This window comes from Dyella humi (assembly GCF_044904605.1).
Lineage (GTDB): Bacteria > Pseudomonadota > Gammaproteobacteria > Xanthomonadales > Rhodanobacteraceae > Dyella_B > Dyella_B humi.
Map to the genome: position 1 here is coordinate 2074964 of NZ_JADIKI010000023.1, position 20970 is coordinate 2095933.

At 59.9% G+C, this 20970-nt stretch carries 22 protein-coding genes and 1 riboswitch; of the genes, 12 read left to right on the plus strand and 10 right to left on the minus strand.

The features are described from left to right. The first annotated feature begins 17 nt into the window (after window positions 1-17). Window positions 18-1277 (plus strand): O-antigen ligase family protein, encoded by a 1260-nt coding sequence (locus ISP18_RS20305; RefSeq protein ID WP_380011773.1) that lies wholly within the window; start codon window positions 18-20, stop codon window positions 1275-1277. Then, window positions 1267-2052: a glycosyltransferase family 2 protein gene (locus ISP18_RS20310; RefSeq protein WP_380011776.1), complete on the plus strand. Its 786-nt coding sequence runs from the start codon at window positions 1267-1269 to the stop codon at window positions 2050-2052. The genes ISP18_RS20305 and ISP18_RS20310 overlap by 11 nt, the downstream gene beginning before the upstream one ends. A 117-nt stretch (window positions 2053-2169) precedes the next feature. Here ISP18_RS20310 and ISP18_RS20315 read toward each other — a convergent pair whose 3' ends face one another. From ISP18_RS20315 to lpxL, 3 genes are all read right to left on the minus strand, one after another. Beyond that, window positions 2170-3246, minus strand: coding sequence for a glycosyltransferase family 4 protein (locus ISP18_RS20315; RefSeq protein WP_380011779.1), 1077 nt, complete (start codon window positions 3244-3246; stop codon window positions 2170-2172). After that, window positions 3243-4016 (minus strand): polysaccharide deacetylase family protein, encoded by a 774-nt coding sequence (locus ISP18_RS20320; RefSeq protein WP_380011782.1) that lies wholly within the window; start codon window positions 4014-4016, stop codon window positions 3243-3245. The genes ISP18_RS20315 and ISP18_RS20320 overlap by 4 nt, the downstream gene beginning before the upstream one ends. Window positions 4017-4179: 163 nt before the next feature. Continuing rightward, on the minus strand, window positions 4180-5106 hold the full coding sequence (gene lpxL / locus ISP18_RS20325) for an LpxL/LpxP family Kdo(2)-lipid IV(A) lauroyl/palmitoleoyl acyltransferase (RefSeq protein ID WP_380011785.1): 927 nt from the start codon (window positions 5104-5106) through the stop codon (window positions 4180-4182). A 111-nt stretch (window positions 5107-5217) separates the two neighbouring features. Here lpxL and waaA point away from each other — a divergent pair, with 111 nt between their 5' ends. Continuing rightward, on the plus strand, window positions 5218-6483 hold the full coding sequence (waaA, locus tag ISP18_RS20330; RefSeq protein ID WP_380011788.1) for a lipid IV(A) 3-deoxy-D-manno-octulosonic acid transferase: 1266 nt from the start codon (window positions 5218-5220) through the stop codon (window positions 6481-6483). Window positions 6484-6532: 49 nt separating this feature from the next. Here the strand turns inward: waaA and ISP18_RS20335 are convergent, their stop codons facing one another. The 3 genes from ISP18_RS20335 to ISP18_RS20345 all read right to left on the minus strand — a co-directional run bounded on the left by ISP18_RS20335 (window position 6533) and on the right by ISP18_RS20345 (window position 9030). Continuing rightward, window positions 6533-7864 (minus strand): TolC family outer membrane protein, encoded by a 1332-nt coding sequence (locus tag ISP18_RS20335; RefSeq protein WP_380011791.1) that lies wholly within the window; start codon window positions 7862-7864, stop codon window positions 6533-6535. Window positions 7865-7899: 35 nt separating this feature from the next. Further along, complete coding sequence (locus tag ISP18_RS20340) at window positions 7900-8559, minus strand: protein-L-isoaspartate O-methyltransferase family protein (RefSeq protein ID WP_380011794.1); 660 nt, start codon at window positions 8557-8559, stop codon at window positions 7900-7902. Window positions 8560-8721: 162 nt separating this feature from the next. After that, window positions 8722-9030 carry a hypothetical protein gene (locus ISP18_RS20345; protein ID WP_380011797.1) on the minus strand — a complete coding sequence of 103 codons (309 nt, stop codon included), beginning with the start codon at window positions 9028-9030 and terminating at the stop codon, window positions 8722-8724. Window positions 9031-9136: 106 nt separating this feature from the next. Here ISP18_RS20345 and ISP18_RS20350 point away from each other — a divergent pair, with 106 nt between their 5' ends. Next, the gene (locus tag ISP18_RS20350; RefSeq protein WP_380011800.1) at window positions 9137-9790 is read left to right on the plus strand and encodes a TetR/AcrR family transcriptional regulator; all 654 of its coding nucleotides are present in this window, start codon (window positions 9137-9139) and stop codon (window positions 9788-9790) included. A 67-nt stretch (window positions 9791-9857) separates the two neighbouring features. Further along, window positions 9858-9953: riboswitch (TPP riboswitch) on the plus strand. Window positions 9954-10044: 91 nt separating this feature from the next. Further along, on the plus strand, window positions 10045-11922 hold the full coding sequence (gene thiC, locus ISP18_RS20355) for a phosphomethylpyrimidine synthase ThiC (protein WP_380011803.1): 1878 nt from the start codon (window positions 10045-10047) through the stop codon (window positions 11920-11922). A 97-nt stretch (window positions 11923-12019) separates the two neighbouring features. On the opposite strand, the gene ISP18_RS20360 is transcribed toward thiC, so the two are convergent. Further along, the gene (locus ISP18_RS20360) at window positions 12020-12568 is read right to left on the minus strand and encodes an SRPBCC family protein (protein WP_380011806.1); all 549 of its coding nucleotides are present in this window, start codon (window positions 12566-12568) and stop codon (window positions 12020-12022) included. A gap of 39 nt (window positions 12569-12607) precedes the next feature. Then, on the minus strand, window positions 12608-12985 hold the full coding sequence (locus ISP18_RS20365; protein ID WP_380011809.1) for an ArsR/SmtB family transcription factor: 378 nt from the start codon (window positions 12983-12985) through the stop codon (window positions 12608-12610). Window positions 12986-13327: 342 nt separating this feature from the next. Between ISP18_RS20365 and ISP18_RS20370 the strand changes: the two genes are divergently transcribed. The 6 genes from ISP18_RS20370 to ISP18_RS20395 all read left to right on the plus strand — a co-directional run bounded on the left by ISP18_RS20370 (window position 13328) and on the right by ISP18_RS20395 (window position 18302). Next, window positions 13328-13564, plus strand: a complete 237-nt coding sequence (locus ISP18_RS20370) for a hypothetical protein (protein ID WP_404559557.1) — start codon at window positions 13328-13330, stop codon at window positions 13562-13564. A gap of 126 nt (window positions 13565-13690) precedes the next feature. Continuing rightward, window positions 13691-14791 (plus strand): type III polyketide synthase, encoded by a 1101-nt coding sequence (locus ISP18_RS20375; RefSeq protein ID WP_380011812.1) that lies wholly within the window; start codon window positions 13691-13693, stop codon window positions 14789-14791. Further along, window positions 14788-15783 (plus strand): aldo/keto reductase, encoded by a 996-nt coding sequence (locus ISP18_RS20380; RefSeq protein WP_380011815.1) that lies wholly within the window; start codon window positions 14788-14790, stop codon window positions 15781-15783. The genes ISP18_RS20375 and ISP18_RS20380 overlap by 4 nt, the downstream gene beginning before the upstream one ends. Window positions 15784-15841: 58 nt before the next feature. Further along, entirely contained in the window at window positions 15842-16834 is a 993-nt protein-coding gene (locus tag ISP18_RS20385) for a methyltransferase (RefSeq protein ID WP_380011961.1), read from the plus strand. Between the two features lie 47 nt (window positions 16835-16881). Next, on the plus strand, window positions 16882-17340 hold the full coding sequence (locus tag ISP18_RS20390; RefSeq protein ID WP_380011818.1) for a nuclear transport factor 2 family protein: 459 nt from the start codon (window positions 16882-16884) through the stop codon (window positions 17338-17340). A gap of 377 nt (window positions 17341-17717) precedes the next feature. Next, window positions 17718-18302 (plus strand): hypothetical protein, encoded by a 585-nt coding sequence (locus ISP18_RS20395; RefSeq protein ID WP_380011821.1) that lies wholly within the window; start codon window positions 17718-17720, stop codon window positions 18300-18302. A gap of 160 nt (window positions 18303-18462) precedes the next feature. Here the strand turns inward: ISP18_RS20395 and ISP18_RS20400 are convergent, their stop codons facing one another. Then, window positions 18463-19281, minus strand: a complete 819-nt coding sequence (locus tag ISP18_RS20400) for a DUF6597 domain-containing transcriptional factor (RefSeq protein WP_380011824.1) — start codon at window positions 19279-19281, stop codon at window positions 18463-18465. A gap of 47 nt (window positions 19282-19328) precedes the next feature. Between ISP18_RS20400 and ISP18_RS20405 the strand changes: the two genes are divergently transcribed. Then, the gene (locus ISP18_RS20405; RefSeq protein ID WP_380011827.1) at window positions 19329-19772 is read left to right on the plus strand and encodes a DUF3224 domain-containing protein; all 444 of its coding nucleotides are present in this window, start codon (window positions 19329-19331) and stop codon (window positions 19770-19772) included. A gap of 166 nt (window positions 19773-19938) precedes the next feature. Here the strand turns inward: ISP18_RS20405 and ISP18_RS20410 are convergent, their stop codons facing one another. Next, the gene (locus tag ISP18_RS20410; protein ID WP_380011830.1) at window positions 19939-20955 is read right to left on the minus strand and encodes a zinc-binding alcohol dehydrogenase family protein; all 1017 of its coding nucleotides are present in this window, start codon (window positions 20953-20955) and stop codon (window positions 19939-19941) included. Between the last annotated feature and the right edge of the window lie 15 nt (window positions 20956-20970).

Consider the following 20970-nt stretch of genomic DNA (forward strand, 5'->3'; position numbering starts at 1 on the left):
TTTCCCGCGGATCCGGCATGCGCCCGTCACTGAAAAGCCTTCTACGCTCGCCGCTGCTACCCCTGTGGCTGCTGGTTGCCCTGCTGCCGTTCGGTCGCAGCGCCGAACTAGGCACGCTGTTGTGTCTGATTGGTGTGCTGGTCGCATGGCGGCGTGATGCCGCTTCGGAATTGAAGCGGCCGGCGGTTCGTCTGCTGCTTTCCTTGCTGGCTTGTTACATCGGTGCAGCGCTGTTGTCTTCGTTCACCGCCGTGGTGCCGGGCAAAAGTTGGAGCACGGTGCTGGCGTTGCTGCGCTATCTCCCATTGGGGCTTTATGCTTGCTACGTGCTACGTGGCGAGCGGCGCGTGCATGGCTTCTATTTTGCCATCGCTATCGTGATCGGCTTCTGGACGCTGGATGCATGGATGCAGATGCTCACCGGTTGGAGCTTGCGCGGTCATGCCGAGCCGGAGCGCATTTCCGGTTTGTTCGGTGCGGACGATCCCAAGCTCGGGCCGACGCTGGCCGTGCTGTCGCCTTTCGCGTTGTGGGCAGCGCGGCAACGCTGGGGATTGCGTGGACTGATCGTCGCATTCGTGCTGCTGCTCGGTCCGGTGATGCTGAGCGGCTCGCGTTCCGCATGGATCGGCTTCGGCGTGGTGACGTTGGCATTCATATGGCGCGAAGCGGGTTCGCTCTCGCGCTTCCTCGCAGTGTGCACGGCGTGCGCGATGCTGCTACTGGCCGCGGGCGGCATCGCCTGGAAAACTTCCTCGCGCTTTGATGTACGCATGCAACGTACCCTGATGGCGCTGAGCGGCAACGAGCAGGGCGTCAACGAGGCCATGACTGGCCGTCTCGATATCTGGCGCACCGGTTTGGCGATGATCGAAGCACATCCGTTCCTGGGAGTGGGCGTGCGCGGTTTCCGTTACGCGTATCCGAAGTACGCACCGGCGAACGACCATTTCATGGTGGCGGAAAGCTGTGGCGAAGGCGAAGGCGCGTGTCATGCGCATCAGTTGGTTCTGGAAGTGCTTACCGAAACCGGTTTTGTTGGCGCGTTGTTGTGGCTGATCGGCGTCGTACTTGCCTGCAGGGCGTGGTGGCGGGCTGGCGTTGTCGGTCGCGCCATGGCTTTTCCGGTAACGGTGTCGCTGGTAGCGATGCTGTTTCCGCTCAATTCCCATCTGGCGTTCTATTCGGCCTGGTGGGGGCTGTTGTTCGCCTGGCTGCTGGGACTATGGTGTGCGCTGCTGTTTGCAGTAACGAAGGAGCAGAGCGATGGCGCGTGAGCCGCTCTCGGTGGTGGTGATCACCTACAACAACGCCGATACGCTCGATGCCTGCCTGCGCGAAGTGGACTGGGCGGACGAGATCGTCGTGCTCGACTCCGGCTCCACCGACAGCACCGTGGCCATTGCGCGCATGCACGGCGCATGCGTGGAAGTGCATCCATTCGACGACTACGGTCCGCAGAAACAGCGTGCCTACGAACTGGCGCGCAACGACTGGATTCTCAATCTGGATGCGGACGAGATTCTTTCGCCCGGCACACGCGCCATCATCGAGCGCGCGCTGGAAGATCCCCAGCATGCCGGTTTTCGCCTGCCACGCCGCGAGCGCATGTTCTGGACCGTGCAGCATCGCTGGAGCCACCGCAACGGCCACTTGCGCCTGTTCAATCGCAAGCGTGGTGGCATGAATGACGTGGAAGTGCACTCGGCCGTGGAAGTGCGCGGCCCGGTGAAGACGCTATGGGGCGCCGACTTCGTCAACAACGGCGATGGCGATGTCGCCGTGCGTGTGGAGAAGATCAACCGCTACAGCAGCGGCATGGTCGCGCACAAGCTGCGACGTGGGCAGCGCTTCACCGGTGTGCGCATGGTGATCTATCCGCCGCTGTTTTTTTTGCGGCAGTTTGTATTGAAGCGATATTTCTTGAGCGGTTGGGCGGGTTTTATTGCTAGCATGCTGGGCGCGTTTTACGTATTCCTGAAATACGCCAAGTTGCATGAGGCGCGTAGAGCTACACGCTCTGCTTCCTCTCCCTTCCGGGGAGAGGATTGAGGTGAGGGGCCAACCTTGCGGCCATCTCACATCAGCGTGCGTTTGGAATGTAGGTTGGTCGCGAGGTTGCCCCCTCACCCCAACCCTCTCCCCGAAGGGGAGAGGGAGTCGGGCGGACTAGCCGTCCTTCAAAATCCGCACAAACTCATCCGCGATGACGCGCGTACTGAAATGCCGATCGACGAAATCGCGCGCGGCGACACTCATCGGCTCGCGCACCTCCGATTCGCACAGCTTGAGGATGGCGTTGCGCCACGCGGCGGCGTTGCCCGGTGGCAGCAGCAATCCGGTGACGTTGGGTGAAAGCGTCTCGGGTACGCCACCGATATTGCTGCCGAGCACAGGTGCGCCCGCGGCCTGCGCTTCGACGGAAACACGCCCGAAGGTTTCGGTAGCGATCGAGGGAAACGCCAGCATCGAGATTGCACTGTAGTAAGGATGCACGTCGTCAATCCAGCCCAGCATATGATGGCGATGCGCAAAGGTGCCGGCTTCGATGCTCTCGCCCAGTTGCTGTACATCCGGGCCATGGCCCAGCCATAGGCAATGCAGGCGCGATTCCTGGGGCATCGCGCCATCGAGGGCTTCGAGCAGAGTGAAGATGCCCTTGCTGTGATGGATGCGACCGAAGTAGCCGATCACGATCGCATCCTGCGGAATGCCTAGCTGGTGCAGAATTTCGCTGCGTTGTTGCGCGTCGGGTTTACACCACTGCATGTTCACGGGGTTGTACAGCACGCGTACCAGTTGCGGCGGTACGCCGCGCTCGAGATAAGCCTGTCGCGCATGGCTGGAGACAGCGAAAAAGCGCTGCGCCAAGCGCGGCACCAAATAGCCCGACACACGCCCCATCGGCGGCGTGCGATGGCGGAACAGCGCCACCGGGATACCCAGCAGGCGGCTCACCAGGATCAGCGGCCAGTATTCTTTGCCGAAGTTGCCCACCAGCCAATCGGGACGTAGTTCGCGTGCAGCTTTGAACGTGGCGAAGTAGCCGCGCAGATCGAACACGTTGCGGAATTTCGCAAAATAGAGCCGCGCGCCGGATTTGGCGAGGGCATTGGCGATCAGTCCGTTGGGATATACCACGGCGCTGACCTGATGGCCTGCTTCCACCATCGCCTGTGCGAGCGCGACGAAATGCGTGGCGGCGCCGGTGTTTTCCGGATTGGTGCCGACGAAAAGGAATTTCATGCGTAGTCGCTCGAGCGTCCGCTTTGGCCGCGCTTATCTTCGTAATCGGTGAATGCGCGCATGGCGAATTGCGGCAGGATGTGATGACGCGCGACTTGCACGCGCGGCAGGCGCCAGAGATTCATGCCGATGACGGCGCGTCCACGTCGGGTGGTGGTGGCGGCGGCATAACCTGCCCCGCGCGTCACGTCGGCTACGCGATCGTCCATGTCGCCGTACGGATAGCAGAACTGCGTGACCGGTGCGCCAAGCACGTCTTCCAGATCGGCCTTGCTGCCGGCGATTTCATCATGCAGTTGCGCATCGTTGCACTGTGTAAGGTGCGGATGGCTGCGCGTGTGTGCGCCGATCTCCATGCCGCCCTCATGCCAGGCGCGCAATTGCGCGGGCGTCATCAAGGGCTTCTGAATGCCGAGTTTTTCGGCATCCCAGTTGTTGTAGCGGCCGATGCTGCCGCTCACGACATAACAGGTAGCAGTGAAGCCGTAGCGCTGTAGCGCCGGCAGCGCGGATTGGAGATTGTCGACGTAGCCGTCGTCCAGCGTGATCACCGCGATGCGGCCCCGCCGTTCGTCGCGCAGGTAGGGCATCGCGTCGGACATGGACAGACCCTGGTAGCCGAGGCGCTTGAGCAGCCACAACTGCCGCGCGAATGCACCCGGGCTCACGTACAGGCTGCGCCAGCGCTTGAGGTCACGCGGGGCGCGGCCGATGTTGTGGTACATGAAGATCGGGCAAGCCGGCGCCTGCTGCCTTTCCTGCGTGGTCATGCAGCGCTCCTTGTCTGCCGTGTGCAGGATTTTACGGCAGTCAGCGGTGCCAGACGATGGCTCGGCCGGCTGGGTGGGCAGTAGTGGGGCATGGCGAGAGGCGCGACAAAAAGCCAATACGCCTATGTACCGGCCAAGGCTGACGTCAGCCTGTCGTCGCAGTTCAATAGATCGGCGGATACCCTTCCGGACGTGTCTTGAAGCGTTTGTGCACCCACAGATACTGCTCCGGTGCCTCGCGCACCATCTCTTCGATGCATCGGTTGACAAGTGCGGTATCGGCTTCGGCATCCGCGCTTGGCATGTTTTCCAACGGCGCGCCCAGGCGCAGCGCGTAGCCCTGGCTGCCGGGCAGGCGCCGATGAAAGAACGGCACCACCACCGAATGCGACATGCGCGCCAGATGATGCGTGGCGGTGATGGTGGCCGCAGTGATGCCGAAGAACGGTACGAAAGCGTTGTCCTTGCTACGCATGTCCTGATCGGGCGCGTACCAAAGCGTGCCGCCGCCGCGCAGGTATTTCACCGTGCCGCGGATGTCGTCCTTGTCGAACATCGCGCGCGCATAGCCCAGGCGCGCGCGCAGTACCGTCCACTCGAACACCGGGTTGTCCATGCGCCGGTACATGCCGGCGATGCGGATGCGCTGTGAAACCAGGCGCGCGCAGAGCTCCAGGTGCGAGAAATGCCCGCCGACCAGCAGCACGCCGCGGCCCTCGGCGTGCGCGGCTTCCAGGTGCTCCAGCCCTTCGACGGTCACCGGAATGTTCTCGATAGCGCGCTCGGAACCCATCCAGCCCAGCGCGAACTCGATCAACATCAGGCCGATGTCGCGCAGATGCGCATCCACCAGCGCGGCCTGGGTCTCGGCATCGAGCTCGGGAAAGCACAGCGCGATATTGGTGGCCGCCACCTTGCGCCGTGGCGAAGGAAAGCGTTCGATCATCCAGCCCAGCGCGCGCCCAAGACCTATCAGCGCCGGAAACGGCAGCATGGCGATGAGCTTCATCACACCCACGCCGAGCCACGCGGGCCACAGGCGGGGGGAGAGCAGGGAGCGGGTGAATGGGGGAAAGGGTGTTCCGGGCATTCGGGCGATTGTAGCGGTACAGGTGCTTTCCCTCTCCTCCTCTCCATCTTCTCTTCGGGGCATTGAGGGCATGCACCCGTATACTTCCGCGTCCTAAGACGGGAATGTACGTTGCGCTATCTCTATACCCTCCTGATGTACCTCGCCACGCCGCTGATCGTGATGCGGCTGCTGACGCGCGGGATGCGCTACGGCAACTATCACCAGCGTTGGCCGGAGCGCTTCGGCATCTTCAAGGCGCCGGATCTGCGCGGCAGCATCTGGGTGCATGCCGTATCGGTGGGTGAGGTGAACGCGGCCGAGCCGTTGATCAAGGCGTTGCGCGAGGACTATCCCAATGCGCCGCTGGTGGTCACCACCGTTACGCCGACCGGCTCGGCGCGCGTGCAGCAGTTGTTCGGCGACAGCGTGTTTCATGTGTACTTGCCGTACGACCTGCCGTTTTCCGTGCACCGTTTCTTGCAGCAGGTGCGGCCGCGGCTGGCGCTGATTGTGGAGACGGAGATCTGGCCGAACCTGTATTTCGGCTGCTACCGGCGCGGGATTCCGTTGATGATCGTCAACGCACGCCTATCCGGCCGCTCGTTGCGCGGCTATACGCCGATGCGCGCCCTGCTGCGCTCGGCCTTGCGCTGCGTGCGGCAGATCGCGGCGCAATCGCGCACCGATGCGGCGCGCTATCGATTGCTGGGCGCCGATCCGGCTCTGGTCACCGTCAGCGGCAACTTGAAATTCGACATGCCCGTGCCGGAGGGCGCGGTGGAAGATGGCGAGGCGTTCCGTCAGCAATGGGGACGCCTGCGCCCGGTATGGATCGCCGCCAGCACGCATGAAGGCGAGGAACTGGCGGTGCTGGAGGCGCATCTGGATGTGCTCAAGCGGCTGCCCGACGCCCTGCTGCTGATTGCGCCGCGCCACCCCGAGCGCTTCCGCCTGGTCGAGCACTCGGTGCGCAGCATCGGCTTCACCATGGCTATGCGCAGCACCGACCGTGTGCCAGGCGAATCGCATCAGGTGTTCCTGATCGACACGATGGGTGAACTGATGCCCTTCTTCGCGGCCTCCGACCTGGCCTTCGTGGGCGGCAGCCTGGTGCCGATTGGCGGTCACAACGTACTCGAACCGGCGGCATTGGCCCGGCCCGTGTTGGTGGGGCCGCACACCTTCAATTTCGAGGAGATCACGCTGACGCTAATTCGCGGCGGCGGCGCAAAGCGCGTGCTGCAGAGCGACGCGCTGGGAGGCGAAGTGCTTGAACTGTTGCAGGATGAAGCGCGCTGCAAGCAGATGGGGCATCAGGCGCGCGTGGTGTTCGACAGCGAGCGCGGCGCGGTGGGGCGCGTGATGTTGCTGATCGACCGGATGTTGCAGGAATAAAAAAGGCCGGGATGCCCCGGCCTTTTTTGATGCATCGAATCGACGTCAGTTACTGCAGCAGCGAATTGATGTATTCGAGATCGTTGTAATCGATGGTGCCGGCCGACTGCCTCAGCAGCAGGCGGTTGAGCACCAGCTGATGACGCGCGACCGAGTAGGTGCTCTGCGCCTGGGTGAGCTGCTGAATGGAAGTCAGCACGTCCAGCATGATCTGCGTACCCACCTGGAAACCGGCCCTGGTGGCATCCACAGCTTTCTGCGCGGAGTCCACCGCCGCCTTGCCCGATTCCACTTCGCTGATGCCGGCCAGCACCGAGTTGTAGTAGTTCAGCGTGTTCTGCGTGACTTGGCGACGGGTCAGCTCCAGCGAATCCTGCGCTTCATCGCGCTGGTCGATCGACTGGCGCACCTTCGACTGGGTGGCGCCGCCGGAGAAGATCGGCACCGACAGCGTGACGCCGATCGTGTTGCCATAACGGCCGTTGCCGGCCACGTTGTAGCTGCCGTTCTCCAGCCAGGAGGTGCTCTTGGCGCGGGTAAGGCTGGCGGTGATGGTGGGCAGATGGCCGGCACGGGCCGCGTTGATGGAGTGCTCGGCCGCATCGACGGAGAGCTGCGCTGACGCCAGGGTAGGGCTGTTTTTCATCGCGGTGTCCACCCAGGACTGCGGATCGGCTGGTGTGGGCGGATCCATGGGCAGCTCGGGGCGCAGTTTCTTCAGGTCACCGGTCGGTTTACCAGTGATCACGCTCAGCGCCTGGCGATCGTTGGCCAATGTGTTCTCGTTCGTGACCGTAGTTGCCTTGGCGGCCTCGTAGAACGACTTGGCCTGGTACACGTTGGTGACAGCAGCGATGCCTACCTTGTACTGCTGCTCGGCCTGGTCGTAGGTGACGCGAAAGGCTTCTTCGTTGGCCTTGGCGTAGGAGACCTGCTCCTCATCGTTCAACACGGTGAAGTAGGCGCTGGCCACACGCACGAATAATTCCTGCGCGGCGGCATCATAGGTTTTTTCCTGCGCATCGGAGGTCGAGTGCGCGGCCTGCAGGCTGGCGATGTCGGACAGGTTGAGGATGGTCTGGTCCACGCTCGCCGAAATCGAGCGCGTGCGCTCATGGCCCGAGTTCAAGCCGATCTGGCTGAGACTGCTGCTGCCGGTGATGGTCTGCTGCTGCAGGCTCATGCCGGCGTTGATTTGTGGCAGCAGCAGGGCGCGCGCCTGCGGAACGTTTTCGTGGACAGCAAGACGGGTGGCGTCGGCCTGTGCTAGCACAGGGTCGTTCGCACGCGCCTGACGGTATGCATCCAGCAAATCCTCGCCGTAGCTGGGCAGCGAAACTGCAGCCAGGGACAGGGCAAGGGTCAGAAGCTTCAAGCGCATGGGTTCGCCTCGTAGAGTTCGGGATCGGAGCAGGTTCAAAAAACGAAACGGCGAGGAGGTGCGGCGTGTGCGAGATAGGGAAGATCTGTCTCGAGCAGGCTTTCCTCGCGATAACGGCCGTTGCCTTCGTGCGTGAGCACCACTACCTGCTGCACCGGCGACTCGCCGCGAACGGCAAGCAACCGGCCGCCGGGCTTGAGCCAGCCGAGGAAACGGTCAGGGATACGGTAGACGGCACCGGTGACAACTAAGGCATCGAACGTGCCTTGAGGCTGCCAGTCGTAAACGGCCTCGCCTGTCAGCAATTGCACGTTGCTGATGCCAGCGGCCTTGAGGCGCTCGCCGGCGATAGCGGTGAAGTCCGCATGGATGTCCACGCTGGTGACCTGCGCGGCGAGCTTGGCCAGGCAAGCGGTGAGAAAGCCCGAACCGGTGCCGATTTCCAGCACGCTGTCTTCGGGTTTCAACTCCAGCGCCTGCAGTACGCGGCCTTCCATGATCGGCTTCATCATCACTTCGCCGTGCCCGAGCGGCAGGCACAGATCGGCGAAGGCCAGCTGGCGATGCTCGGATGGGACGAAATCCTCGCGGCGGACGTGGCGCAGCACGTCGAGCACGCGGCCATCCAGCACCTCCCAGGGGCGCACCTGGTTCTCAACCATGTTTTGACGCGCCTGATCGAAGTTCATCGCCATGGAAAACAAGCCTATGTGGATCGAAAAAAGGTCAAAAAGGATAAGCGTTTAGACCCTGTTTCGACAATGGTAAGGTTGCGTTGCATCATGCTTCGCACGAAGTGCCGGAAGTCATCGCGATGACCTGACGTAAGTCATGCAATGTCCTGTGTCCGCGGACACTTACGCGCTTTTCCGATGATGACGAACAACGCTCGCATCGACCCCGAAAGGCAAGCCCGAAAGTGCCGCCTCGGTGCTCGCGCCGAGCGCGGGATCCAGTCGTTCGATGCGTCCGAGCATCCACTTTCCCCGACCTGCCGCCGCCACGCACCACCAAGCCAGCCAGCGGGACAGGCGGTGCCGATCCAGCGCATCCAACGCCGCGATGGTGGCACGGATCGCGAAGACCTGTCTGCGCGCTGTCCGGCCGCCTTCCAGCCACTCCGAAAGCAGGCGTTGGATCTTGCGGTAGGGCGCGCTGAGCGCCATTTCTGGGATAGTTGCGCACATCGGCCGAAATATTCGGTATCATTCAGAAAATAAGTAAACCGGCCCGTATAATAAATTGGGTTATTTGATTTGTGAAGGTGCATCCATGAACTCGATCCCGCTAACCAAGCCGCATGGGCCAGGCCGCCCTAAGGACATGGAAAAGCGCGCGGCCATTCTGGACGCCGCCAAGGCTCTGTTCATACGCAACGCCTTCGCCGGCACCAGCATGGATGCCATCGCTGCAGAGGCGGGCGTATCCAAGCTCACGGTCTATAGTCATTTTGGCGATAAGGACAACCTGTTCCGCGAAGTCATCCGTTCGCGCATCCAGGACCTTCTGCCCGAAGAAACCTACCAGTTCGATCCCACCGCCGACATAGGCGACATCCTCAACCGCATCGCCCTCATTCACGCCCATCTGGATTGCGATCCGGAAACCGTCGGCACGTTCCGCGCCATTCTCAGCGATTGCCGCCAGGGCAATCCCCGCTTCGGCAAGCTGATGTGGGAAGAAGGCCCCATGCGCACGCGCGCGCTATTGGAACGCATGCTGCAGCAGGCGGTCGACGCCGGCAAACTCGACATCGCCGACGTGCCGCGTGCCGGCGTGCAGTTCATCTCGCTGATCAAGGGCGACATGATGATGCGCCGCATGTTCGGTTGCGCCGATTGCGCGCAGGCCTATGCCAAAGAAGTAGAAGAAAACGCCCGCGCGGGTGTGGCTATGTTTTTGCGGGCGTATGCCCCGCGCGGTTAAGTTGCATCTCACTCGTTTATCACCCCGCTTCGTGTTCAAATAGCGGGGCCTGAAAGGGTGGTTAGTTAGTAGGAAGCGGGGGTGCCGACCACATGTCGGCTGAGAGAGTCCCTTCGAACCTGATCCGGTTAGCACCGGTGTAGGGAGCTTCGCCGCACGGAGCAGTACCGTGCGTTGGCGCCGTCGCTTCGATCCTGTGCGGGTGTTCCGCACGACCTCCACGCCAGATGTGGATACCAGAAGGACGAATGCCGATGAATGCCTTGCCCTCCGATCTTGTACGCGCCGCGCAAGAACTCTCCGAAGCCGTGACCCGTCCCATTCCGGGTTCGCGCAAGATCCACGTGCAGGGCAGCCGGCCCGATCTGAAAGTGCCGATGCGCGAAATTACACAGGCGCAGACGCCCACGCTGTTCGGCGGCGAGGGCAATCCGGCCATCACCGTCTATGACACCTCCGGCCCGTATACCGATCCGGCTTACACCGTCGACCTGGTCGCCGGCTTGCCTGCGTTGCGCGCACCTTGGATCACGGAGCGCGGCGACGTAGAGCAGCTGTCCGGACTCACCTCCGCCTTCGGCCGCGAACGTGCCGCCGATGCGAAACTCGATACCGTACGCTTCGGTCACACGCGCGCGCCGCTACGCGCCAAGCCCGGCGCCAACGTCACGCAGATGCACTACGCGCGCCGCGGCATCGTCACGCCGGAGATGGAATACATCGCCATCCGTGAGAACCAGCGGATCGAAGCACTGCAAGGCAGCGCCCTGTGCAAGCAGCACCCGGGCGAATCCTTCGGTGCATCGCTGCCGAGGCTGATCACGCCGGAATTCGTGCGCGACGAAGTGGCGCGCGGCCGCGCCATCATTCCCGCCAACATCAACCATCCGGAAAGCGAGCCGATGATCATCGGCCGCAACTTCCTCACCAAGATCAACGCCAACATCGGCAACTCCGCCGTGAGTTCCGGCATTGCCGAGGAAGTGGAAAAACTGGTGTGGTCGATCCGCTGGGGCGGCGACACGGTGATGGACCTTTCCACCGGCAAGAACATCCACGAAACGCGCGAGTGGATCATCCGCAATTCGCCGGTGCCGATCGGCACCGTGCCGATCTACCAGGCGCTGGAAAAAGTGGGCGGCGTGGCCGAAGACCTTACCTGGGAGTTGTTCCGCGACACGCTGATCGAACAGGCCGAGCAGGGCGTGGATTACTTCACCATCCATGCCGGCGTGCTGCTGCGCTTTGTGCCGCTTACGGCGAAGCGCGTCACCGGCATCGTTTCGCGCGGCGGCTCGATCATGGCCAAATGGTGCCTGGCACATCACAAGGAAAATTTCCTCTACACGCACTTCGAGGACATCTGCGACATCATGAAGGCGTACGACGTGTCCTTCAGCCTGGGCGACGGTTTGCGTCCGGGTTGTGTGGCGGATGCGAACGACGCGGCGCAGTTCGGCGAACTCGATACGTTGGGCGAGCTCACCCAGATTGCCTGGAAACACGATGTGCAGGTGATGATCGAAGGCCCCGGCCATGTACCGATGCAGTTGATCAAAGAAAACATGGAGCGTCAGCTCGAGAAGTGCCACGAGGCGCCGTTCTATACGCTCGGGCCACTCACCACCGACATCGCACCCGGTTACGACCACATCACCAGCGCCATCGGCGCCGCGATGATCGGTTGGTTCGGCACCGCCATGCTCTGCTACGTCACGCCGAAAGAACACCTCGGCCTGCCCAACAAGCAGGACGTGCGCGATGGCATCATCGCCTACAAGATCGCCGCGCACGCCGCCGATCTTGCCAAAGGCCATCCTGGTGCACAGGTTCGCGACAACGCGCTAAGCAAGGCACGTTTCGAATTCCGCTGGGACGACCAGTTCAACCTCGGCCTCGATCCGGAAAAGGCAAAGGAATTCCACGACGAGACCTTGCCCAAGGACGCGCACAAGTCCGCCCACTTCTGCTCCATGTGTGGACCAAAATTCTGCTCGATGAAAATCACCCAGGACGTACGTGATTACGCCGCCGAGCATGGTGTCGACGAAACGGCGGCACTGGACGAAGGGATGGCCGAAAAAGCCGCCGAATTCCGCGCGCAAGGTGCTGAGGTTTATCACAAGGCGTGATGCGCGATAACAGCTCCCTCTCCCCGCTGGGGAGAGGGGTAGGCTCGCGAAAAGTCCAATCTGCGATTCTTCAAACAACTTCGCCGTAGAAGGGATTTCAATCTGGCCGGGGAATACGCGCCTGATATTCGCTCTCCATCCGCGCATGCGTCTTCCAGAACCCCGGCGGCTCGATGCCGCGGAGACGATCGGCCAGGATGCCCAGATGCGTATGCCAGCCGCCGGCTACGCCGATCAGCGCGTCATAGGAAGCAAGGCGCGTGTGGGTAAGTACCAGCAGCACTTGATCGCCGCGTGGTGTGAGTTCGAAGCGTACTTCCGATCCAGCGTCGCCATCTTCGGTGCTACCGAATGTGTATGCCAGCAGGCGCGGCGGTTCGTAAGTGAGCACGCGGCCATACATGCGCACTTCGCCGCCATGCCTTGCATATTTCTCGGGCGCGGGATCGTCGTGCTTGGTCAGCTTGCTGTTGTTGAACACGTGCTCGGTCTTTCCGCCGACCTTGGCTTCGATCAGGCCAGACGAAAACCATTGGCCACGCTTTTCCGAATCAGTGAGATAGCTCCACACGCGCTCGATGGGGCCGGGCAGCAGACGCTCGAAGCGTATCGAAGTGGGTTCGGTGACAACGCCGTAGTCGTTCATGAGAATCTCCTGCTTGGTCGATGAGGGGCGCCGCGAGATTCACCGCCTGCGGTGCGGTTTTTTGCGCGCGGACTTTTTGCCGGCCGTTTCGTCTTCAGCGCGCAGTAGCGCTTCGAGCGCATCCAGCTTTTGCGTCCAAAACTGTTCGTAATGACGTAGCCACTCCATGCCCGCATGCATCGGCTGGGCATTCAACCGGCATAGATGCGTACGGCCTTGCACGTTGCGCTCGATCAGGCCGGCGCGCTCCAGCAGCTTGATGTGCTTGGAGGCGGCGGCCAGCGACATGTCGAACGGTTCGGCCAGTTCGCCTACGCTAAGTGGTTGCTTGGTGAGACTGCCGAGCATGGCGCGTCGCGTGGGATCAGCCAGCGCCTGGAAAACGTCGTCGAGCTGGGCAGAGTTATATTTAACCATAAGGTTGAATTTATGCCGATGTCCGATGGATGTCAACCTTTTGGTTGAATATTATCTGGCGGCATGCCCAGCGATGACATACATATCGTTTGTGCCAAAACATCTCCTGCATGCTTGCATGAGCGTCGAGACGGAACGTGGAACGCATTCACCCGCGTCAGTTTTCATAACAGGACCAGGTTGCGTTAATTGAAAAAAGAGAAAAGTTGATGCACGTATCAAATCCGATGGAGTGAAGAACGATTTGATTCGTCGCTAATGCACGCGCAACATTTTCGACGTTATACCGATGTCTATCCTGTTTAGTGTTTCATCGCTTCACTAGGCACAAAGGGGGCATCCATGTGTTACCACTGGATCGATATCAGCCGACCGGAAACTGTCGATGCGCTCCTTGTAAGTATCGAATCTGGCCGGCCGAAGCGTCAGAGCATTCATCAGTCGGAAAGTGTTCTTGAATTGCCTAAAACATCCAGCGGAATGCGCGACGTTCCAAAAGAGCGCATGCGCATGCAGCCGCCTGCGGGCCTTCTCCGTTCATTTCTCATGCTTCGTAAGGCTTCACTTGGAAGGCTGTGATGATTGGCGAATGCATGTGCAGCACTGCTACGCAATACCGATAACAATTCTCTGATCAGTCACTGATGTACACGGCAAGGAATCTCCTTGCACGTGCATATGCGTCTCCACGATAGGGAGAGTGAGATGCCGACACTTTGCCGCCCGGCGGTAGCTGTCCCCGAACATACCATCAGTCTGCGGGAAACCTTGGCGCTGGCGCGTGCGCTTCATGCGGATCATGAACAACTTCCGCTTGTGCTTCGTCTAATAAAAAACACCAGGGTTAATCAGCGACATCTAGTGCAGACGATCGAAGAAACGCTGCGTCATCCCGGCTTCGAGGTGCGGAACCTTGTCTACGTGCGCGAAGCGAAGGCGCGGCTACCGGCCGTGATCAAGAAAGCGCTGGCTCATGCACAACTTGCTGTGGATCAGATTGACGCCATCGTTTTCGTTTCATGCACCGGATTTACGATGCCGTCGTTGATCGCTTGGATGATCAACGAATTAGGCTTCCGCAGCGACACACGACAGTTGCCGATTGCGCAGCTCGGCTGCGCTGCGGGCGGAGCAGCCATCAATCGTGCTCACGATTTTTGCCTGGCGTACCCGGGAGCCAACGTACTGATCGTGGCCTGCGAATTTTGTTCGCTCTGTTATCAACCTACTGATCTCAGCGTTGGCAATCTTCTTTCCAATGGTCTATTCGGTGATGCCGTGGCTGCCGCCGTGGTGCGTGGGGTAGGCGGTACAGGCATACATCTCACAGGCAATGGAACGCGCTTGGTGCTTGGCACGGAGGATTGGATTTCGTACGTGGTGAAGGCCACGGGCTTTCACTTCCGACTGGATAAGCGAGTGCCGGGCACGATGGAGCAACTCGCTCCGGAACTTCGTTCCGTCGCCGGGCAATACGGGTGGGATGCGGAGGCGCTGGATTTTTACATCATCCATGCTGGCGGCCCGCGCATTCTCGATGATCTTTCGCACTTCCTGGGCGTTGCGCCGGAAATGTTTGCGTACAGCAGAGCCACGCTCACCGAGTATGGAAATGTGGCATCCGTTGTCGTGCTGGATGCGGCGCGTCGGATGTTCGAGGCCGGCGCTGTGCGCGAGGGTGCGCGCGGCATCGTTGCTGGTTTCGGACCGGGAATCACGGCGGAAATCACTCTCGGCAAGTGGACCAGTCCGGTTTCAATGCCCTTGACTACGACGACAACTCACACTGAGGAGATAGTGTCATGACGGCTACTTATACCAAGGTCACTTCCAGACAATGGTCGCTAGGCGGCGACCTGATCGTCAACCGCCTTGGATACGGCGCCATGCATCTGACTGGGTACGGCATGTGGGGACCGCCAGCCGATCCAGAACATGCTATTCGCGTGCTGCGTCATGCAGTACATGATCTGGGCGTCAATTTCATCGATACCGCCGACGCTTATGGCCCTGGCGACAATGAGGAAATCCTTCGCAAGGCTTTGCATCCCTATCCCAAAGATCTGGTTATCTCGACCAAGGGTGGCATGTTACGCAGCGGCCCCAATGATTGGATTCATGGAGCGCCGGGCGCCCCCTATATCGAGCCGATCAATTACCCCAAATATTTACGGCAGCAAGTGGAGATGAGTCTGCGTCGTCTGGGTGTGGAACGCATCAGTCTCTACCAGTTGCACAGCATTGATCCCATGGTGCCTCTTTCCGAGTCATTGGGCGAGCTTGTCAGGCTGCAGCAGCAGGGAAAGATTCATCACATCGGATTGTCCAACCAGCCGGGCGTCAGCATTGAACAGCTGATCGATGCGCGTCGTACCGCCAACATCGTCGCTATCGAAAATCTCTACAACATTGCCGATCGCGCTGACGAAGACACGCTTCAGTACACGCAGAAGCATGGTATCGCTTTCGTTCCATGGTTCCCATTGGGGCACGGTGGCCTTGTCGGTAGCGACAGTCCGCTGGGTCCGATAGCCGAACGATATGGTGTGACGGCTTCGCAGCTTGCGCTCGCTTGGTTGTTGCAACATGCGCCGAATACCTTGCTGATTCCCGGAAGCACGTCCATCGCTCACCTTGACGAGAACGCCAAGGCGGCAAGCATTGATTTCCACGCGGCAGAAATCGCCGCGATCACGGCAGCTGTTGATCGGGCGAACCTGCCTACCTGGCGGCCTGATCGTCACATACCCAACCTCGCGACAGGAGCCAAGACTCATGTCAGTCACATCTCTCGATAAGCATGCGAGCACTGCAAGTCGCCGCCGCCATTCGGCAGGGCAGGGTGCGAAGCCTCTTATGGCCTTGGTCACAGGATTTTGGGCATCCAAAACCCTATCGACTGCGCATGAGCTTCAGCTGTTTACCTGTTTGTCCGGTACTTCCGGCATCACCATCGACGAGTGTGCGGCGCAGTACGGCATGGCGCTCCGCCCTGCTGAGATGCTGCTTACCGCATGCGCCGCGTTAGGGTTGTTGGAACGGCACGGTGAGCATTACGCCAATTCTCCCTTGTCGGAAGAGTATCTGGTGCGCGGCAAGCCTCTTTATTTCGGGGGCTGGATCGAGATGGCTGATCGCCGCGAGTATCCGGCTTGGATGCATCTGAAGGACGCTTTGCGCACCAATCGTCCGCTCACTTGGGATCCAGATCGGCAGACGTCGCTCTTCGACGGTGAAGATCCGACATTGCTCGCGACGTTCTGGGAGGCCATGTACGCATTGTCCATTACAACGTCATGGGTGCTGGCGGAGGCGGTCGACTTTTCTAGTATCAAGAAGCTGCTTGATGTAGGCGGAGGCGGGGCAGCCAACGACATCACGTTATGCAATCGCTTTCCACAGTTGGAAGCGACGGTATACGACCTCGATTTCGTTTGCGCGTTGACGAAGAAAAAGATCGAGCAAGCCGGGCTGGCCGATCGAATTCGTCTCGCAGAGGGCGACTTCCTAAAGGATGCGAAGCTGCCTTCAGGTCACGACGCCATTCTGCTATCGAAAATATTGCTCGATTGGGCGGAGGCCGACTGTATGGCCATCATCGGCAAATGCTATGACGCCTTGCCGCCGGGTGGTCGGCTCATCATTTCCGACTTGCTTGTTGATGACTCCAAGGATGGTCCCGTCGATGCGGCCTTGATGAGTCTAAACATGCTTATCGAGACTTGGGGAAGAAATTACACCACCGCCGAGTACGCCGCTTGGCTCACAAGCGTTGGATTCGTCGATATCGAAGTGATCCGCTTTGATGCGCCAGCAGCCAATGGCGCGGTGATCGGTCACAAGCGCTAGGAGAAGCGGACCAACAATGTCATTCGTCAAATACAGGAGCTACGAACATGCTTGGTTCTCATTCAAATGTTGCAACGCTTAGTATCGTCTATGCTGATCTCCGTCGTATCGCGGAGTTCTGCGACGATGACATCGTGCTTCACACCGCGGATCGCGGTGCGTCGGGCGGACCCGCTCAAGTCGTTGGAAAGAAAGCCGTACTCGATAAGGAACTCAGTCTCATCCGGCTTACTGGCGAAACATTGCATATGGATGTCCAGCACATCATCGCTAACGATTATTTCGGCGCCGTGCTCGGTGTGTTGCGAGCGCACCATGATGGAAGTGCTGTCGGCATGCCGTTCTGTGGGTTATGGCGTTTCCGAAACGGGCGAATTGTCGAGCATTGGGAAAACGCTTATGACGCATCGGCACTCGGTGGATTCCTCACGGGCGAACTTGCCTCCGCGAGCGCTTGGTTGAGCGGTGGACAGACTGACGTGAATGGTGCGCAAGCACGTATCTGAGCATCGTGACGTATCGCGATAGGCTAGTCGTGATTGATGGCCAATACGTCAATTGCACGACCGAGATCATGAAGAAGAGGCCCGAGGAAACAGGCCGATGTGACGTGGATTTCCGCATAGGTCGCATAAATATTTGCGAGATGCGGATGGAAAAGTGTCCCGGGTTGCTTTAGTCACATCAATGCATGGCGACGGGAGTTTCACTGCCGTGCTACAGCTCCGGGCGTACACAGCAGAGTTGGGTGCCTCGATTTCTACCTAGGTTACCCAGGGGATTTACCGAACGAATCAGATATGGCTGCAAACGCGTCATCGGCGACGTGTACAGGCAGCCGTCCAGATTCACCCGCATGGCCACCTAAGCTTAGGAGGCAACTATGTCTACGCAAAATGTGACAAGTGTACGGCGAACGTTCCGGATCATGCTGTCGTTGTTCGTGCCTATCCTTTTGGCAATAGGCGTGGAAACGACGAGCAGCCAGGTGCACGCGCAAGGCTTGGCGACACTTCAATGCGTTGGAGGTCATTCTGCGACGTGGACGCCAGGCGTGACGAATGCGCTGGAAACGGTAACGGTTTCCACGCAGAGCAACTGGACGTGTGTAAATGCCTTGGATCCGCTGAATATTCTCGCCAATGCATCTTCGACAAACACCTTCCAGGTCCAGTTCGATTGTCAGTCCCTGTTGTCCATGACCTCTCCTCCTATTACATGGACGATCCAATGGAATAACGGTGACACAAGCACGTATACCTTCACGCCCGCCGTAACGGATGAGGATGGCAATCTCGTTGTTGCGGCAGCAAATGGGAGCATTACGGGAGGCCGATTTAAGGGGGCTGCGGTCGTGGGGACGTATATACTCCCGGGCCTGGCGGCAGTCGTCCAAAACGGTTGCATCAAGGGGGTGACGAGTGCCACGGGTACCAGCACGCTTACGATTGTCGGCGTTCCTCTATGAAAAGAGCGGGCGCGTCTTTCCACCTTGTGCGATAAGTTAGTCGAGCATTCGATGCATGGATGGGTCCATCGTGGTGACTTCGAACAGCATGTGACTTCGAAAAGCGTGCCGGAAGGAGAAGCCACGATGGACAACTGGGAGCCTTTGCTGCCCAGGATGATCAGCTTTCCTCGGTAGATTTGCCTTGGTCACGCGCATATTCAGCGGGACTACGACCTATCATTTTGCGAAAGTCACGAATGAAATGGGCCTGGTCGAAATATCCCAGTTCAAGTGCTAATTCCGTCCAAGCAATGGGAATACCTGCCTGCAGCTGGGCAACGGCCTCGTGCAGCCTGTAGCGATTGATCATCCACTTAGGGCCGATGCCAACATACTGGTTGAACAATCGCTGCAACGCGCGCTTGGTGAGCCCGGTCCGCGAGGCGAGCTCGTCGACCGAAGTCAGACTGCGGTCCGAGGCGATATCGGCCGCCCACATGCTGATACGCGCGACATTTGGATCCTCGGGCGGCAGATGGCTCAGTAACAGCCGTTCCGCAGCGCTCGACATGGTATCGATACTATCGATGGCAAGTATGTCTTTCTCGAAACGAGCAGCATGGGTACCAAAAATCTGCGAAGGGTCCAGGGAGCGGTCCATGAGACCGGATACTGGCGTGCGGTAGAAGGGGAAAAAGCCCCCGGCCCTGAACTTGATACCGAATACGCTGCCCTGTCCTTCGAGCAGACGAATGAAGCGCCTCGTGTGCACACCATAGATGGCCGTCAATCCCGGTTCGATCACGAACTGCACGTTCGGGTGGGGCAGCGTTTCCTGTCGCTGCACAGGCAAGCCGCGCAGATCCCAAGCGACATGCCAGTAATGCTCGACCAGGCTTGCAAGGGCGGGTGAGGGTGCGCGACGGGCATGTTGAAATTCGCCATGTTCCAAGCGTTGGTGTAATACGCCGCGAGGCTTGCCCTGGTCGGTGCTCATGCCGATTTGCTCAGGCAGTGCTACGTTGTCGCGTTTTTCCAATCGTCATGGATGCAGTTGTACTAATGTCATGGCGAGAAAGCGAATGGGAGGAAGTCATTATGCAGGCAAGCGGACCTTTCGAGGTGAAGCTCACACCCCAACCCCCGGCGCCTGGCATCGAGCAGGCCAGCCTGGGGCGGATGACGATCGACAAGCAATTTCACGGTGACTTGGAAGCCAACAGTCTTGGTGAAATGCTTTCGGCGATGGGACAGGTGCAAGGCTCGGCCGGCTATGTGGCCATCGAGCGTGTGACCGGCGCAGTGCATGGCAAGCGAGGGAGCTTCGTGTTGCAGCATCAAGGCATCATGGATCGCGGTGTGCCGCAGCTATCGGTCACGGTGGTGCCGGATTCAGGCACAGATGAATTGACCGGCTTGAGCGGATCCATGCAGATTCACATCGAACAAGGAAAGCATTCTTATGTTTTTGATTACACGTTTTCCTAATCGGCGAGTCTGAATATGAAACGTGAAGAGGAGCTGTCGACCTTGCTCGAAGAGTTGGGAAAGAAAGGCGAGCAGGCAAAGCCACTCAGGCATTGATCCGCGCCCGGGTCCGTCATTCCGCTTTCGCGAGAATGACGGGGCTACAGGTGCGCTACTTCGGCCTGTATTACCAACCTGCCACCACCAACTTGCCGATGGTGTTGCCAGACTCCAGTCGCCGATGCGCCTCGCGCAGGTTTTCCGCATTGATCGGACTTAGTGTTTCGCGCTGAATGCCACGCAGTTCGCCTTCATCGATCAACTGGGCAACGCGCGCGAGAATGCGACCTTGCTCGGCCATGTCCGCGGTTTTGAAGCGGGGCCGCGAGAACATCATCTCCCAGTGGATGCCGATGCACTTGGCCTTGTAGGGATCGCCGATGTTTACCGGGGATTTCGGCTCCACAATCAAGCCGACGTGTCCTTGTGGCGCCAGCAGTTCGCCCAGTTCGGTCCAGTAGTGCGCAGTATCGGCCAGGTTGATGGCGGCGTCGATCTCGTTGAAGCCCAATGCTTTCAACTGCGCGGTAAGCGATTGCCGGTGATCGATCACGTGCTGCGCGCCCATCGCGCGGCACCATGCTTGTGTCTCCGGCCGCGAGGCGGTAGCGATCACGGTGAAGCCTGCGCGCCGAGCCAATTGAATGGCGATCGAGCCCACGCCGCCTGCGCCCGCAATCACCAGCAGCGACTTACCTTCACCGCCATGCTCTGGGTCGTAGGGCATGCGATGGAACAGCAGCTCCCACGCGGTGATCGTCACCAGCGGCAGCGCGGCGGCTGCGGCTGCATCCAGCCGACGTGGACGATGGGCCACCAGTCGCGCGTCCATCGCTTGATATTGCGCATTGCTGCCAGGGCGGGTGATGTCGCCGGCGTAGTACACCTCATCGCCCGGTTTGAAGCCGGTGACGTCGGCGCCGACCGCTTCCACCGTGCCGGCTGCGTCGAAGCCGAGCACGCGTGGTTGTGATTCCACCTGCGGCTTGGGCGCACGCAGTTTGGTATCGACGGGATTGACGGATACTGCTTCAACGCGCACCAGCAGATCGTGCGCGCCGATTTCCGGCTTGGCTATGTCGACGTCGATCAGTGATTGCGGATCGTCGATGGGCAGGTAGCGGGTGAGGCCGACGGCTTTCATGGCGAATATCTCCCA

Excerpts from the sequence above, each read along its gene's own strand:
- ISP18_RS20315 (WP_380011779.1), bottom strand. The coding sequence starts at position 3,246 with ATGAAATTCCTTTTCGTCGGCACCAATCCGGAAAACACCGGCGCCGCC.
- ISP18_RS20365 (WP_380011809.1), bottom strand. The coding sequence starts at position 12,985 with ATGGTTAAATATAACTCTGCCCAGCTCGACGACGTTTTCCAGGCGCTG.
- ISP18_RS20410 (WP_380011830.1), bottom strand. The coding sequence starts at position 20,955 with ATGAAAGCCGTCGGCCTCACCCGCTACCTGCCCATCGACGATCCGCAA.
- ISP18_RS20380 (WP_380011815.1), top strand. The coding sequence starts at position 14,788 with ATGACGGCTACTTATACCAAGGTCACTTCCAGACAATGGTCGCTAGGC.
- ISP18_RS20405 (WP_380011827.1), top strand. The coding sequence starts at position 19,329 with ATGGATGCAGTTGTACTAATGTCATGGCGAGAAAGCGAATGGGAGGAA.
- lpxL (WP_380011785.1), bottom strand. The coding sequence starts at position 5,106 with ATGCCCGGAACACCCTTTCCCCCATTCACCCGCTCCCTGCTCTCCCCC.
- ISP18_RS20305 (WP_380011773.1), top strand. The coding sequence starts at position 18 with ATGCGCCCGTCACTGAAAAGCCTTCTACGCTCGCCGCTGCTACCCCTG.
- ISP18_RS20345 (WP_380011797.1), bottom strand. The coding sequence starts at position 9,030 with ATGGCGCTCAGCGCGCCCTACCGCAAGATCCAACGCCTGCTTTCGGAG.
- ISP18_RS20310 (WP_380011776.1), top strand. The coding sequence starts at position 1,267 with ATGGCGCGTGAGCCGCTCTCGGTGGTGGTGATCACCTACAACAACGCC.
- ISP18_RS20390 (WP_380011818.1), top strand. The coding sequence starts at position 16,882 with ATGCTTGGTTCTCATTCAAATGTTGCAACGCTTAGTATCGTCTATGCT.
- ISP18_RS20370 (WP_404559557.1), top strand. The coding sequence starts at position 13,328 with ATGTGTTACCACTGGATCGATATCAGCCGACCGGAAACTGTCGATGCG.
- ISP18_RS20375 (WP_380011812.1), top strand. The coding sequence starts at position 13,691 with ATGCCGACACTTTGCCGCCCGGCGGTAGCTGTCCCCGAACATACCATC.
- ISP18_RS20395 (WP_380011821.1), top strand. The coding sequence starts at position 17,718 with ATGTCTACGCAAAATGTGACAAGTGTACGGCGAACGTTCCGGATCATG.
- ISP18_RS20340 (WP_380011794.1), bottom strand. The coding sequence starts at position 8,559 with ATGGCGATGAACTTCGATCAGGCGCGTCAAAACATGGTTGAGAACCAG.
- thiC (WP_380011803.1), top strand. The coding sequence starts at position 10,045 with ATGAATGCCTTGCCCTCCGATCTTGTACGCGCCGCGCAAGAACTCTCC.
- ISP18_RS20360 (WP_380011806.1), bottom strand. The coding sequence starts at position 12,568 with ATGAACGACTACGGCGTTGTCACCGAACCCACTTCGATACGCTTCGAG.
- ISP18_RS20335 (WP_380011791.1), bottom strand. The coding sequence starts at position 7,864 with ATGCGCTTGAAGCTTCTGACCCTTGCCCTGTCCCTGGCTGCAGTTTCG.
- ISP18_RS20350 (WP_380011800.1), top strand. The coding sequence starts at position 9,137 with ATGAACTCGATCCCGCTAACCAAGCCGCATGGGCCAGGCCGCCCTAAG.
- ISP18_RS20320 (WP_380011782.1), bottom strand. The coding sequence starts at position 4,016 with ATGACCACGCAGGAAAGGCAGCAGGCGCCGGCTTGCCCGATCTTCATG.
- ISP18_RS20385 (WP_380011961.1), top strand. The coding sequence starts at position 15,842 with ATGGCCTTGGTCACAGGATTTTGGGCATCCAAAACCCTATCGACTGCG.
- ISP18_RS20400 (WP_380011824.1), bottom strand. The coding sequence starts at position 19,281 with ATGAGCACCGACCAGGGCAAGCCTCGCGGCGTATTACACCAACGCTTG.